This window comes from Rossellomorea sp. GAMAL-10_SWC (assembly GCF_049568075.1).
GTDB lineage: Bacteria > Bacillota > Bacilli > Bacillales > Bacillaceae_G > Gottfriedia.
Genome location: NZ_CP144911.1, coordinates 4,843,247 through 4,859,066 on the forward strand (window position 1 = coordinate 4,843,247; position 15,820 = coordinate 4,859,066).

Here is a 15,820-nt window from a genome sequence, read left to right on the forward strand (position 1 = left end):
ATTACTCCTAAGTCAAAAAGGGTGGTTAAACACCCTTTTTGAAAATAAAATGATTAGATCAGCTTTTTTCAATTAAAAACTTTCCCTTAAAAATAATTAAAGACAAGAATACAATTTTGTATTTCTTGTCTTCTTTTTTTTGTAATCAGATTAGGAAAAGCAGATTTTAAAGGGAAATTTACAGTTACGGTGAGCATACAAAAAGTTGGTTATTACTTAATATGTCGTTGATAAAGCGGGTAATAAGAGCTGTAATGTAGCATATCAAGTAACTATTAAATAAAATTTAAAAAGGATGTTTCATTCGAATTAAGCCTTTTACAGAGTCTTTCTCTTAATAAGAAAAAAGACAATAATACAATTTAAGTATTCTTGTCTTTTTTTATCATAGTAAAGTTGTATTTATATAAAAGTGCAGTATGAAAAATTCTAAAAAAGTTCTGAATTGCTCCAGAAATTTAGTTGTTTACGATTAGCTGTGCTATTTCCATTGCTTGTACATTTAAATTCATTCTCGAATAATAGTTAAATAATTCCTTCTTAGAGCGCTCTGTTAAAAATGTAAATCCATATTTTATAAACATAGGTAATGCTCGATTATTTAAATAATGATAGTATTCTTTTTCTTTCGACTTTAGTAAATAAATTAAAAGTTTAAATAAATGAACGTATAGAGTGTAACTATTCTTTTTTGCAGTGAAAAGACCAACTTCTGCTTCTTGGATAAGCTCTTCCAATTTAAATGAATTACTTTCATAAGAACTTCGAATATAACCTTCTAAAGAAAGTAAATAGGCTGAACACTCGGTATCTTTTAGTGACATAGAAGCTTTATAATATTTACTTGCTTCTTTAAAGTTTTTACCTCTGTAATATGCATATGCTAAATTATGCAAAACTTTAGCCTTACGATCAGGAGTATTACAGAGTTCGCAGCTCCTAATCAAATTCTTAAAACGATTAATTATTTCTTCTTCTAAAGTGTCTCCTTGTACTTGAATAATCATTAACATTTCAGCGTCAATCACTCGAAGATAGTTATTGATTTGTTTAAAAAATAGATGAGATTTTTCTGCATAATAATAAGCTAAAACAGGTGCACTAATCGTATGATAAGCAACTGCTAAATGGTAATAATATTCGGGGTTTTTGTAAACTGTGTTATCGATTGACTTTAGAATTTGGATTACTTTAGTAAATTCTTGTCTTGCTAAATAATATATTCCTAAAATATGCTTTAATAAATTTTGTTCATATGGAGCTAATTTATCTTCTTTTTTTTGAATTTTTTTGATGATTTTAAATGCCTCGGAACATTTATTATACGTAAGAAAATACTTTGCTCTTAGTAACTGATACATGTCATGATACTCAGAGATTTGGATTAATTCTTCCATTTCAAACTCATAGTTTATTTGGTTCATCTCTTCAGATAACTGCATGATGATTACATCGTGCCAGTGAAGTAGACGCTGTTTGATATTCATAAAACTAGCTACTTCTAATTCCATATCAATACCAAGTCTTTTTGATAATAAATTTATAATTTCAGGTGCGTACTTTGTTTGGCCACATTCTATTTTACTTATATGGGTAACGGAGCAAATATTTTTTCCTAATTGTTCTTGTGTTAGTTTGTATTTTTCTCGATAAAATTTAATAATTTTTCCTTCATACATAACTAAGTCCTCCTCCCATTGCAGGATGTTAAAAAATAGTACCTAATACTAAAATTCTACATTTAACAACAAAATTAGTATATTTAGAATACCGGTATGCAGTGTGAAGTAATACTTAAAGATATATTAAGGAAAAATGAAATATGGATAGGATTTCCACAGGATTGAGCGTAATTAGTGAAGTTATTTATTAATTTTCGAATGACATTACTAATATTTCCATTTATCGATTTAATACTATACAACTAGAAAGTACAATAGATCAACCGAGTTCTCAACTTTATCAAATGTTCACTGTTCAATTGGGGGTAACATAGTCAGAACGATGACTTTGTTACCCCCAATCAAGTGTTCAACCTTGATATGCACTTTATTTTTCTACCTTATTTCCAATTCTAAAAAGTAAAGATAACTGTTTAGCAAGAAAATGAGGTGTATAGGGCATGTCGTTTCTTAACCAAGATACAATCGTTCCTATTAGTGCAGAAGAACCGTACCAAATAATAATATCCCTTTGAATATCCATTTTAACGTGTAAGGAATCAATTTCTCTTCTTTTTGTAATTGTTTCAGTAATGATATCTAATAATTGCTGAGTAAAGATTGGTGTTTGAGTTGAAGCAAGAACAACTTTATAGAACTTAGCATTCTCAGCTATATGTTCAAGCAAGTTTAAGAGCATCAACGAATCGATTTCTTCCATTGATTTAGTATTTATTTCTGACCTTCTTAAAATTTGTTCGATCTCTTTACCCATTTCCTGCGCCATATTTTCTAACATATCCTGTATGTCACGATAATGTAGATAAAATGTAACTCGATTGACCGTTGCTCGTTCCGCTATCCGGTTAACCGTTATTTTACTTATTTCCATTTCCTCAAGTAATTCGATAAAAGCATCCTTAATTAATTGACGTGTACGAGTAATTCGAGGATCTACTCGTTTTTTTGTACCTTCCTTCAAATGAAATCACCTTTCTCATTGAAATTTACAATTATTCCAGATGTGTTTATTATGTTCGGAATGAACTACAGAATTAAAAAGAGTGATAACTACAAAACATTTCTAGAAATATTGTCGGTTGTAAGAATTAGCTATCTATTTATAATGTAATTTATAACATGTTAATTATTAAACACTTTGTAAATTAAGTCCAATATAAAGAGAGAAAGGATTGATGGGGGATTGAGTAAAATTTCTGTTTCAGACACACATTCGATAAAAAAAGGACCTATTATGTTTATTTTGATTTTAGGTGCTTTCCTTGCGACATTAAATCAAACGCTTATGAGTGTTGCCATTCCTGAGCTAATGGTTGATTTTCATATCAAGGCAGCAACAGCACAATGGTTAACAACAGGATACATGCTTGTAAATGGTGTATTAATTCCGATTACAGCATATTTAATGCAACGTTTCACTACTCGTGAACTTTTCCAAGCTTCAATGATAATCTTTTTAGCAGGAACAATTGTATCGGCTATTGCGACCGATTTTCCTGTACTATTAACGGGGCGCTTAATTCAGGCAGCAGGTGCTGGTATTATTATGCCACTACTTACGAACGTTATTTTGACACTATTTCCTCCAGAAAAACGTGGAGGAGCAATGGGGATGGTTGGGCTTGCGATTATTTTCGCTCCAGCAATTGGTCCTACACTTGCAGGTTACGTTATGGAGAATTACAAATGGGAAACGATGTTTTATGGAATGATTCCATTTGCCGTTATTGTAATCGTACTAGGATTCATTTATTTACGTAACGTATCAGATCGAATCATCACTAAATTTGATATTCTTAGCGTTACTTTATCTACAATTGGTTTCGGGGCAATGCTTTATGGCTTCAGCCGAGCTGGAACATTAGGTTGGAAGGATTCAGAGGTAATTAGTACGATTGTTGTAGGAGTCTTATCACTTGTACTCTTCGCATGGAGACAATTGGTATCTAAAAATCCACTACTTGATTTGAGATCATTCAAGTTTAATATGTTCACTTTAACAACAATTATTAATATCGCAGTAACAATGGTGATGTATGCAGATATGATGTTACTGCCACTATATCTACAAAATATTCGTGGTTATACACCGGTCGAGTCAGGACTTCTACTACTTCCAGGTGCACTAGTAATGGGCTTTTTAATGCCAGTTACTGGTAAACTATTTGACCGCGTCGGTGCAAAGTGGCTTGCTATTGCCGGAATGATCATAACTGTTGCCACAACAATTGGATTTACTAACTTAACTGATTCAACTAGTTATACTTATCTGGTTCTTATGTCAACAGGACGCCGAATCGGTATGGCTTTAATGATGATGCCAATCCAAACAGCTGGTTTAAATCAATTACCAAAAGAATTGAATGCACATGGAACAGCCATAACAAATACAATTCGACAAGTTGCAGGTGCTGTTGGTACGTCGCTACTTGTTACAGTTATGACGGACCGCACAAAAACGCATTTACAAGATTTAATTCCTACTGCAGCTACTAAAGGTTTAACACAAGCGCAATTAATTAAAGAAGCATCCATCCAAGGGATTAATGACGCATATCTTGTAATTGTTGGAATTGGAATTTTAGGATTACTACTTTCCTTCTTTATTAAGAAGGTTAAACAAGCATCTTCTGTACAGAATACAGCTCAATTAAAGAAAGTAACAGTAAAAGCATAAATACTAACAATTTAATTGGAGGAATGGATATGAGACTTCAAGACAAAGTAGCAGTAGTAACTGGAGCAGGTTCGGGAATGGGGAAAGCCATTGCTGTCCTATATGCAAATGAAGGTGCAAAAGTTATCGTATCAGATATTAATATAGAAGCAGCAAATGCTACAGTTGAAGAAATCAGATCAAATGGCGGAGATGCTATAGCTGTTATGGCAAACGTTGCAAAAGAAGAAGATATTCAAAATCTAATTAATACAGCAGTAAATACTTTTGAAACAGTAGACATTTTAGTAAATAATGCAGGGATTATGGATAATTTCGAACCTGCTGGTGATATTGAAGATGACAAATGGGAAAGAATTTTTGCTGTCAATACTACAAGTGTAATGCGTGCAACTCGAAAAGTCTTACCGATTTTCTTAGAGAAACAAAGTGGAGTTATAGTTAATGTAGCTTCGGCAGGTGGACTTCAAGGTGCTAGAGCTGGAGCTGCTTATACGGCTTCTAAGCATGCGGTAGTTGGTTTTTCTAAGAATACTGGTTTCATGTATGCAACGAAAGGGATCCGTTGCAATGCCATCGCCCCAGGTGGAGTTGAAACAAATATCGGTTCTTCCATGACGAATATTAATCAATTTGGTATGGGACGTATTCAAGCAGGATTAGGAGTAAATCCAAGAGTTGGTAAACCGGAAGAAATTGCAGCCATTGCGCTATTTCTTGCTTCTGATGAATCGAGCTTTGTTAATGGAACTGTTATTACTGGAGATGCAGGTTGGACTGCGTTCTAATTTAATAAATTGGATAATGATGAGTAAAGACCGTCGTGATATTAGATTGCACCCCTTAAAGTAGATGTTGAAAAAGCCCTCCGTTGGGCAACACTGAATTTAAGGGGTGTTTTTTATGGCAAATTGGAGTATATAAGTTTAAAAATAATCTAAAACCACCAGTTTGTTGTTGGTGGTTTTTTTATGCGTAAACAGTAAAAAGAAAACCCCTCATCTTTTAAAGATGAAGGGTTTTCGAAGGACCATATTATCCAATCTGTTTCTTAGAGTCCTTCTCATCAACCCAAGCCTCTAACTGATCACGACCTGGTAAGTTTTCGATTTTATCAGCAGAGAAAACTGGATCCAATCCTTGTTTCTTTTGAGAAACATAATCTTTTAATAAAGCTTTTACAACTTTAGCTAAACGCGTAATTGCGTAAAGATTAACTAATACCATTAATCCCATGAAAATATCTGCTAAAGACCAAATTAAATCAGCACTATATAAAGCTCCGAATAATACCATTCCAATTACAGCAAAACGGTATAGGTAAATTGATTTTTTCGAATGCTTCATGAAGCTAATATTTGATTCACCGTAGTAATAGTTACCCATAATTGTACTTAATGCAAATAAGAATACTGAAATTGAAACGAATGTTGCAGCAAAATCACCTAGACTTACACGTAAAGATTCCTGTGTTAAAGGAATACCTGATAGTTCAGATGTTTTATAAACGCCTGAAACTAATACGATCATAGCTGTAGATGAACAGATGATAAATGTATCGACAATTACACCTAATGCTTGAATTAAACCTTGTTTTATAGGGTGAGTAACGTCAGCTGTTGCAGCTGCGTTTGGAGCTGAACCCATACCAGCTTCGTTTGAGAATAATCCACGACGAATTCCATGAAGAACTGCAGCACCCATGACACCGCCAAACATTTGTTTAAACGAAAAAATTCCTTCAGAGAAAATTGCACCAAATACATCCGGTAAAATATGGAAATTTGAAAACATTACCCATAAAGCTAGAATAATGTATACACCAGCCTTGATCGGCACTAAAACAGTTGAGAATTTTGCAACTGAATGGACACCACCAAAAATAATTAATGCTGTAATAATAGCAAGTACAATCGCAGTTGTTTTTGTATTTACGCCAAATTCATTATTAATAGAAGCAGCAATCGTGTTTGCTTGTACTGCGTTAAAAATAAGACCAAAAGATAAAGTAATTAAAATACTAAAAATAACACCAAGCTTTCGATTACCTAAGGCTTTTTCCATATAATAAGCAGGTCCACCACGCCATGAAGAACCATCTTTCACTTTATAAAGCTGAGCCAAAGTACTTTCTACAAATGCTGAAGCTGAACCAATTAATGCCATTAACCACATCCAAAAAACTGCACCTGGTCCACCTAATGCCACTGCTGTTGCAACACCGGCAATATTCCCGGTACCAATACGAGCAGCCATTCCGATCATAAATGCTTGTAATGAAGAAACAGTCTTTTTGTCTTTGTCTCTGTTTCGTCCATCAACTAATAATCGAATCATTTCAGGTAAGAATTTAAACTGAATAAATCCTAAATAAACCGTTAAAAATAGGCCAATTGCAACTAATAAAATAACAATTAATTTAGCCCATAAATAGTCGTTGAGTACTGTAATCAAATCTGTCATGAATCCCTCTCCTTTGTATGAATATTCGTAAAATTATTCGTTAATTTTGACTTCAAAGTGTAATAATAAATTATTCTGTCGTTGAAGGCAACGTTTTTTTTAAATGTTTAATCAATTAAAAAAAAAGGCAACATTAAAAAAAGATTAAAAAAGTAAGTGTTCACTTACTTTTTGTTGACGAATTCTATTTCTGTTAATATACTAGAAAAGTAAATAAACACTTACTTTTTTGGATTATGCTAAAAATTGATTTAGTTTCCCTTTTAAACGGTTTTTAAGGAGGTAAATAGTGAATAAGGGAGAAAGAACAAAACATCATATATTAGAGAAGTCGATCCAACTATTTGCGAAAAATGGTTATGATGGTACGACGATTAATCAAATTGCAAAGGAAAGTAAAATTTCCGAAGCGACGATTTATAAGTATTTTAAAAGTAAGCTTGATGTATTGATTACCTGTGTAAAACCTGATATTCAGGACGTTTGGATGGAAGAGGATTTTAGTAAATTTTCAATTGAAGAATTGCTTAGGTTATATGTTGAGAAAAGGATTAAATGGGTAGAAAAGAATCGAAATCAAATTGAGATCTTGATCAGTGAAACTTTACGACACCCTGAACTATCAGAAATTTTCTTTCAACAAATCTATCGTAAAACACCAATTGAAGAAGAAATAGAAGCAAGAATGCTTGCAAAAGAAACAAATTTTCATTTACAAATTCCTATACTAAGTTTAAGTATGATTACAACGATTATATCGATTCTTAATCTACAAAAAGGTGTTCTAGAAAAAGATCCAATGCATATTACAGAAGACACTATAAATAAAATGGTGCAATTAATATTATTTGGGTTAATAGGAAATAAAAGTCCTGAATAAACATGAAAATGTGTTTAGTTTAAATGGGAGAATGGTTTAGTATTACCCTTTATTTTTTTAATAAAAGGGAGTATTAAACTATTTAAATGTAATAAATTGACCAAAATACACGTTTGGTCAATCGGTCTAAAAAGGGGAGTGAGAATGTGTTTAAACAAGAATGGAAAAATATTTTTAAGAAACCAATGACAATTGCTACAATCATTGCGGTTGGTCTTGTACCAATGCTTTACTCATTAATTTTCTTATCTGCATATTGGAATCCTTATAATAATACAGAAAAACTATCTGTCGCAGTTGTTAACAATGACAAGGGTACTGAGTTTAATGATAAAAAGCTTAATGTTGGGAAAGATTTTGTAGAAGGATTGAAAGATAATAAGTCATTCAAATGGAAAGTTACAAATAAAAAACAGGCAATGGAAGGATTAAACGATGAAAAATATTATTTAGTCATCGAATTACCTTCTAATTTTTCCAAAAATGCAGCTACGTTATTAGACGAAAAACCGCAGAAAATGAAATTAAATTATTACACGAATGCGGGTAAAAACTATGTAGGCGCACAAATTGGTACAAATGCAATGAAAGAAGTAAATGCTAATATCTCAAAAGAAATTACAGAACAATATGCTAAATCAGTTTTTGATAATTTCAAGGATATTGGAGACGGCATGACAAAAGCATCTGATGGTGCAGGTAAAATCAATGATGGTGCTGCAAAAATTACAGATGGAACAGATGTATTAAATAAAAATTTAAAAAAATTAAATGACAGCATGATCACATTTGAAAATGGTAGTACAAAACTGAAAAGTGGAGCGACACAATTATCAGATGGTATTAAACAATCAAATGATGGTGCTAATAAATTAAATACTGGTTTAAATACTCTTCTAGAAGGTACGGGTACGTTAAAAGCTGGTTCTGGAGATTTAAATAATGGACTTTCGCAACTTGTTGAAGGCGGTAGTAAAATTGAAACTGGGTCTTCTAAGCTAGAAACAGGAAGTAACCAATTAAATGCTGGACTAAAACAATCTTATGCTGGCGCAACCCAACTGCAAAAAAATGAAGCAGGATTTAATCAGAATCTTGGTGCTACTAATGATGCTCTTAAATCAATCGTTAATGGATTGCAAGATGGTTCTTTAAGTAAAGAAGATTTACAGAAATTAAAAGCAATCTCAAACAGTTTAGATCAACTATCAAAAGGAAGTAATCAAATTAAAAATGGTGTTGATCAAATTGCTGCAGCACAAGGTCAATTATATGAAGGTTCAAATAATCTACTTGCTGGACAAAAAGAATTAAATACAAATTTAAGTTTATTTAATAGTAAATTGAAAGAAGCGTCTAATGGAGCAAATCAATTAGCTCAAGGAAGTAATGATCTATACAATGGTACAAAGGCATTAAGTGAAGGAAGTTCGTTACTTTCAATTGGCCTAGGTAAATTAAATACAGGTGGGGATCAATTAGTCCAAGGGATCAATCAGTTAAATGATGGTTCTAAACAACTATCTGATGGAACGAATAAGTTATATAGTGGGTCTGGAGACTTATTAAAAGGAGCAACTGATTTAACAAAAGGAACAACTGAACTTCATAAATCCCTAAAAGATGGTGGAGATGAAGTAAACAAAGTTAAAACAAGTGATGCAACTGATAAATTCTTTGCAGAACCAACAAAGCTAGTTTCTCATAAAATAAATAATGTAAAAGAATATGGTGTAGGATTAACACCGTATATATTATCTATTGGACTATTTGCTGGTGGATTAATGTTCACTTCAGTTTATCCAATGAGAAAGAACTCTATTGCTCCGACTACTGGTTTAGCTTGGTTCTTTAGTAAATATAGCGTTCTTATTTTCGTGGGGATCATACAATCAATCGTAGCAGATATGGTTTTAATTTATGGTATGGGTCTTGATGTGAAAAACGTGTGGTTATTCGTAGTGTTTACAATTATCACTAGCTTGACCTTCTATTCCTTAATACAATTCTTAACTGTTACATTAGGAAATATAGGGCAATATTTAGTGTTTGTTATGATGTTATTACAAATTGGTGGAACTTCAGGTACATTCCCAATTTCATTAACACCAACATTTTTCCAAACGATTCATCCATATTTACCTATGACGTATGCGATAAAAGGATTCAGAGAATTAATCTCAAGTTCTGTTAGCAAAGGGTTTGTATGGGATCAAGTTTACTATTTATGTGGATTTGCAGCGTTATTCATTATCTTAACAAATGTAACTTTTGCAGTTCGTGTTATAATATCAAAGAAAAAACAATTAAGTGAAATCGAGGCTTAAAACGATAAAATGATAAAAAGGATTGAAGTCTAATTAAAAAAGATTTCAATCCTTTTTTACTATTAGTGAAATAAAAATTTTCTTGAGCTTCAATATGAAGGATAAATTGAATTGAAGATAATGTGAAAATTAGTAGATCAAATAAATAGTGTATATCTAGATAGAATAAACTCGTTTAAAAGATTTCGCCATAAATTTAATTATTGTTATTTAATTTCTAATTTGAAATATGAATTCTCATTTAAGATGCTGAGGATAGGTAATGTATGAATTAAACTAAATATAACAAATGGGTTAATAAATAAAATGTTTTGAGGAGGTGTAAATGTATGTCACATACTGGATATCTAAATTCAAACTTTAATAATTCTTTGTTTGAAAAACAGAAAGTTTATTTACCTTTTGCTTCCAGATCAATTTTTGCAAATCCAGGAAATGTTAAGAGTGCACCGGAATCTATAGAATCGAATGATTATGAGAAACCAATAGTTTCAACCAATAGAAATAATGACGGGGTTTCAGGTTACTTTACAATTAGTTGGCATCCAGATTCCAGGGCAATTATGCACCTAATTGCTATATTTAATGGAATTTACTATCAATATTTGTTTGTAGATGGAAAACAGAATAGTTGGAGTACAAAAGGTAAGGGGATCTATCCTAAAAAACAGCACTTTAAAAAAGAAGATATAGCTTTTCGTGCAGATGGCAGTGGCACGGAATTTGCTATTGATCCATTTTTATTGTATTCAAAATCAAGTAAGCTTTATGGCGGAAACGAAATTCAATCACTTGGTTTTGAAGATACTCAAAAGTATTTTGTTCGTATTTATTCTGTTAATACATATGGAGAAATTAATTTATTATCTAATGAATTGAAAATTACTTTGTAGGAACAAATGATTTTTATTTTTTAAGATGATTGAAAAATTATACAAGAAACCCCAAAAAGGAATAATAATTTTTAAGAAAAACGCAGGCATTGCTAAAGTTTTAACGATAATGTTTGCGTTTTTTGTTTATAAAACATAATCCAATAATTTTAAATAATGTAAACATTAATTCGTTAGTTCTATCTTATTAGTATTAAAATCAGTCGATAATAATAGTGAACTCAAACATTATTAAAGGGTGGAAATTGATGTGGTTCGCTAGGTAAAACGCTAACTAGTAAAATGATTTTATATATTTCAAAAATGAAAACATTATATTCGCTGATAAATGAGAAAATTAAAAAGAATTCCAAATATATAACTCTATTATGTGTAGAAGAAAAAATGAGGAGATTCGAAAAGTTTAATGCAATAATTCCCCAAAGTTTGTGATTTATTAGTATTCCTCACTTGTTATAACAATTTGTTGAAATGGAAATGCTATCTTAAATATATATTTATAAAAGAACATTAGGTGAACTTATGAACAGATTTGATGAACGCCATGCAAGTTTAATTTATTTTCTTTTTGAAAAAAATGATTGGTGTAGTTTAGCTAATTTATCCGAGAAGACAGGGTATTCTCGAAGTACGATTTGGCGAGACATTACTTTTTTAAATTCAGCTTTACCTAAAGGGTGGTTCATTGAAAAAAGTGAAACAGAGGGAGCACGTTTAATTAAATCTCCAAACGGTACCCTTGAGGGCATATGGTCTTATATGAAAAATGAGAATCCATATTTTCAAATCTTAGAGTATATTATTCTTAATAATGGTGTGACGATTAATGAAATTTCAACAGCTTTTCATATAAGTAGATCAACTGTATATAGACAGTTGGATCAAATAAAAGAAGTTGTAGAGGAAGCAGGCATTACTCTTGATACTAGCCCTCTTAAATTAAGTGGTGACGAGAAAAAGGTACGTCGATTTATGATGCAATACTTGGAATATAAGGGGCTAGATTATCTAAACGATTTAAACAATATAGATCTCAAAAATTTTCGAGATACAATCGTAAATTATACTACTGAACTTTCGATTACTCTTCATCTCGGAGCTATTCAACGTTTATCTTTTATTTTAGAAATTATTAATATTAGAATTTCTATGGAGTGTTATGTTTCTTTTTCTAAAGATATTTATGATAAATATAAAAATACTCTATATTTTGATATTGCAAAGAAAATGTTTCCATTTATGGAAAAGTGCCCAACTAGAGAACAACAAACACAAGAAATTTTATACTTTTGTCTCTGTCTTTTAAGTGAAGTTATGCCAAATAATATGACAGAGGAGCTTTATAAAATTCGTATTAAAATGAAAGAGAATAGAGAAGATCCTCGTGTACTGTTTTTAAATGTATTATCAGATTACTTGCACTTTGATTTAGCGCAGGATGATGATTTTCTTTATAAATATTTTTCAACAATTAAACGTACCAAGTATGATACTCAGTTTTATACGGATACTCGCATGAACACTGCGCTTCCATTCTTACCTTATGTGGAGGAACATCCATTATTTATTGGAATTGGAAATTTAGTAAAAAAGCATCTTGAGAATGAAACTATGTCATATGGAAAACTAGAAATTTTAGAATTGTTTTTGTTAGTAGAAGCTTTTTTAATTCGCAAAAAGAATGGTATGAAGATCAATACTGTATTGATTTGTCGTACCTATATTGAAATGGATTATCTTTACGAACTTCTTGATTATCACTTTGGAAAACACCTTGTTATAAAAATTTATGATTTATCAGATATAGATGTAATTAAGAGGCACAATCATTTAGATTTAGTGATATCAACATTAAAAGGTCAATTTTTGAAGGAACATTTACCAGTTTTAAAAATATCTACGTTTCCAACAGAAGCTGAACTAAGTGGAATTAGAAAGTTTATTAATCAATACTTTACTAAACGACTATATTTACATGAAATATTGCCGGATTAATTCTTATAGAAAAAACTCTTAGTCATTATTAGACCAAGAGTTTTTAATATTTTATCAGGTTGTTGTTTGTGAAAAATAACTTATTTAATAATAGTTAAACAAATGAATAAACAATTCTAAAAAAAATTACGTAATTATATATATAAAAGGAGTTCTTTAGATTGTATTATTAAACTAGAATGCTAGAATTTAAAAAATGTTAATAATCGCTAGTATTTTCATACCAGTCTATTATCTATAATTAATTTACTACTCTTGGAACATCTACATTGTACGTTAAATTTATAGTTTTAAGTTCAAAAGGACGCAAGCGATTAATTTAAATTTCGTTTACTAGTGTACGTGTAGCATAGTAATGATTCTTTTCTAAGTAATTTATAATCTCTGTTGTATAAGCACCATATGGGTAAACAATTAATTTGCTACCAGAATCGAACCCGTTATCTAGGAGCCAAGTTTTTGCAGTTTCTATTTCTTCAATTTGTTGCTCTATTGGTAGTGTATCTAGACGTTTATGAGTATTTGTTTGATTTATGATTGCCAAACCATTATTTTGCAGTTCTTTAAGTTGTTCAATATTCCTGAAAATTTTTATATAATGTACCTAGTTAAAAGAAATACTTTAATTTTTAAGATTCAAAATAGTATTATTTGAATAATGAAGAGGTTATAAATAAGAACAAAAAGCATCATCAAGAACGATGATGCTTTTGTTTATTTAACTAAATTTATTGAGAAATAAACATTTGTGTCCATGCGTTAGAACGTGAGTCATAACCTACACCAATTTGATCTAATTTAGAGTTCAAAATATTTGCCCGGTGACCTGCACTATTCATCCATGCTTTTACTACCTCTTCTGGAGTTTTTTGTCCTTTTGCAATATTTTCAGCTGCATGATTATAAGAAATTCCGAATTTTTTCATCATATCAAATGGTGAACCGTAAGTTGGACTATTATGATCAAAATAATTTTTATCAGTCATGTCTTTTGACTTAATACGAGAAACTTTAGATAATTCATTATTAGCTTTAAAAGGTTTTAAACCAGCTTTTGTCCTCTCTATATTAGTTAATTCTATAACTTTTGATTCATATGGAGATAAAGAAGCAGGCACTTCGATTTTTGAAGGTTTTTCAGGTGCTTGATCTATTGGTTTTGATGGTGAATTTGGTATTACTGGTTGAGCAGGCTTAGATGGTGAATTTGGTATTACTGGTTGAGCAGGCTTTGAAGGAACATTTGGTATTACTGGCTGAGCTGGCTTTGATGGGACGTTTGGTTTTATTGGCTGAACAGGATTCGATGGAACGTTTGGTATTACTGGCTGAGCTGGCTTTGAAGGAACGTTTGGTATTACTGGTTGAACAGGTATTAGTGGAATATTAGGTGTAATTGGTTGTACAGGTTTAAATGGTATATTTGGTATTTCTAGTGTTGTAATTTGTTGGTGATCATTGTTAATAGTTTGGCCAAGGTTGCTTACTATATTAGATTTAAACAATTCACTAGGTTGTATGGAATTATTTGAAGGTATTTTATTAGAAAATGTATTATCTATTGATAACTTAGGTAAGATAAAATAATGGTATAAAGCATTATTGAATAGATGATTTTTTTGAATAGAGTGTTTTGTATCAGCATGTGTATGTGTATTAAAAATTAGAGATCCAATTAGAACAGTGAATGTAATTGTTTTTTTCATTTGTAAATCCTCCAATTAAAATTAATGTGTTGTGCTCCTGTCGAGAAGAACAATTTAAGTCTAACAATTATCTATACAAACAATTGTTTCATTATTGAATTGAGTAATTTCTTAGATAATACAATGGGCATTGGTAGTTGTTTTTACTACCTTTTCGAGAAAACGAATAGATAAATTTGGAAACATTACGAAAAAAAATTTGATTTTTTACTTTAACAATATAATCTTCATAATTAAAATAGGTAATTAACTTAAGTTTGCAGACATGATACACTCCGATAATGAGAACATTTGTATCCGATCTAATACAAAAAAAAGCCATCCTTTCTGATTAAGTGAAAGAACGGCTCTTTTTCGTGTGAACTGGTAAATTTAGCTTTTAATTCATACTAAATAATTCATATGTGTATAGAGGTAAATAGAAAATAGTAAATAGACTCAGTGTAATTAAAGAAAGAGTAGCTCGAAACTGTCAGATGTATATCGAGTTTATATCTATCTAAATGGTGAATTAGTTCGTTACCGAAATGTAATTGACGGTGCATTTTATTGGACACGTTTCAAATAGTCTAAAAGCTGGAGATGTTGTACGTTTAGTACCAACAGATGCTAGAGGTGTTCAGGGAAAAGCAATAGAAGTAATTGTACAAGAAAATAATTGGTTAGCTGCTCCAACTTTGAATAAATACCACGAAGGAGATGCGACTTTATCAGGTAAAGTTGCAGAAGGTACTTCTTATGTAAATGATAACTTAATTCGTAAGCGTAACGTAGAAGCAAATGGAGTTGACCTTATTTCTTATTTAGGTGACGCAGGTGCTAAAGTTTGGGGATACCATCAAGGTTGTTCCATTCAAAAGTAGCGCCTACAGTTAATGAATTCATAGGATTGCTTCAATAATGTTTATTTTCATTTAATCAGCTCAGTAATAAGGAATAAAAATGAGGCGACTATTTTATCATAAAAAAGTAACTTAAACAGTAAATGTGAATTATGTCACAAAATAGACAATTTATAGACACGATTTAGACAAATAAGATTAAGTCAAAACCCCTTTGGAAAAGTAAACTAGAAGTAACAAGAGATACCATTGAATGGTTCTCTAAAATTTACTTAATGAATTATTTGTGAAAAAATGTTCAAAGTATGCTCGAGTTTATTGAAAATTTTTTTGAAATGATTTTTATCCTAAGGGG

At 31.0% G+C, this 15,820-nt stretch carries 12 protein-coding genes; 7 read left to right on the forward strand and 5 right to left on the reverse strand.

What is annotated here, in order from left to right; genetic code table 11:
* Nucleotides 1–458: 458 nt before the first annotated feature.
* Nucleotides 459–1,679: a helix-turn-helix domain-containing protein gene (locus V5E38_RS23375; protein WP_499211626.1), complete on the reverse strand. Its 1,221-nt coding sequence runs from the start codon at nt 1,677–1,679 to the stop codon at nt 459–461.
* 370 nt (nt 1,680–2,049) lie between these two features.
* Nucleotides 2,050–2,643, reverse strand: a complete 594-nt coding sequence (locus tag V5E38_RS23380; RefSeq protein WP_499211627.1) for a TetR/AcrR family transcriptional regulator — start codon at nt 2,641–2,643, stop codon at nt 2,050–2,052.
* A 273-nt stretch (nt 2,644–2,916) separates the two neighbouring features.
* Between V5E38_RS23380 and V5E38_RS23385 the strand changes: the two genes are divergently transcribed.
* Both V5E38_RS23385 and V5E38_RS23390 read left to right on the forward strand, forming a co-directional pair.
* Complete coding sequence (locus tag V5E38_RS23385) at nt 2,917–4,359, forward strand: DHA2 family efflux MFS transporter permease subunit (protein WP_499213632.1); 1,443 nt, start codon at nt 2,917–2,919, stop codon at nt 4,357–4,359.
* A gap of 29 nt (nt 4,360–4,388) precedes the next feature.
* Entirely contained in the window at nt 4,389–5,147 is a 759-nt protein-coding gene (locus tag V5E38_RS23390; RefSeq protein ID WP_499211628.1) for an SDR family oxidoreductase, read from the forward strand.
* 247 nt (nt 5,148–5,394) lie between these two features.
* On the opposite strand, the gene V5E38_RS23395 is transcribed toward V5E38_RS23390, so the two are convergent.
* A complete protein-coding gene (locus tag V5E38_RS23395) occupies nt 5,395–6,822 on the reverse strand; it encodes an alanine/glycine:cation symporter family protein (protein ID WP_499211629.1) in 1,428 nt (475 codons plus the stop codon).
* Nucleotides 6,823–7,111: 289 nt separating this feature from the next.
* Between V5E38_RS23395 and V5E38_RS23400 the strand changes: the two genes are divergently transcribed.
* From V5E38_RS23400 to V5E38_RS23415, 4 genes are all read left to right on the forward strand, one after another.
* The gene (locus V5E38_RS23400; protein WP_499211630.1) at nt 7,112–7,702 is read left to right on the forward strand and encodes a TetR/AcrR family transcriptional regulator; all 591 of its coding nucleotides are present in this window, start codon (nt 7,112–7,114) and stop codon (nt 7,700–7,702) included.
* Between the two features lie 146 nt (nt 7,703–7,848).
* Complete coding sequence (locus V5E38_RS23405; RefSeq protein WP_499211631.1) at nt 7,849–10,029, forward strand: YhgE/Pip family protein; 2,181 nt, start codon at nt 7,849–7,851, stop codon at nt 10,027–10,029.
* Nucleotides 10,030–10,358: 329 nt separating this feature from the next.
* On the forward strand, nt 10,359–10,922 hold the full coding sequence (locus tag V5E38_RS23410; RefSeq protein WP_499211632.1) for a hypothetical protein: 564 nt from the start codon (nt 10,359–10,361) through the stop codon (nt 10,920–10,922).
* A 522-nt stretch (nt 10,923–11,444) separates the two neighbouring features.
* Nucleotides 11,445–12,917: a BglG family transcription antiterminator gene (locus tag V5E38_RS23415; RefSeq protein ID WP_499211633.1), complete on the forward strand. Its 1,473-nt coding sequence runs from the start codon at nt 11,445–11,447 to the stop codon at nt 12,915–12,917.
* A 319-nt stretch (nt 12,918–13,236) separates the two neighbouring features.
* On the opposite strand, the gene V5E38_RS23420 is transcribed toward V5E38_RS23415, so the two are convergent.
* Nucleotides 13,237–13,512 carry a polysaccharide deacetylase family protein gene (locus V5E38_RS23420; protein WP_499213633.1) on the reverse strand — a complete coding sequence of 92 codons (276 nt, stop codon included), beginning with the start codon at nt 13,510–13,512 and terminating at the stop codon, nt 13,237–13,239.
* Between the two features lie 133 nt (nt 13,513–13,645).
* A complete protein-coding gene (locus V5E38_RS23425; RefSeq protein ID WP_499211634.1) occupies nt 13,646–14,623 on the reverse strand; it encodes a CAP domain-containing protein in 978 nt (325 codons plus the stop codon).
* 539 nt (nt 14,624–15,162) lie between these two features.
* On the opposite strand from V5E38_RS23425, the gene V5E38_RS23430 reads away from it, so the two are divergent.
* Entirely contained in the window at nt 15,163–15,486 is a 324-nt protein-coding gene (locus V5E38_RS23430; RefSeq protein ID WP_499211635.1) for a hypothetical protein, read from the forward strand.
* The last annotated feature ends 334 nt before the right edge of the window (nt 15,487–15,820 follow it).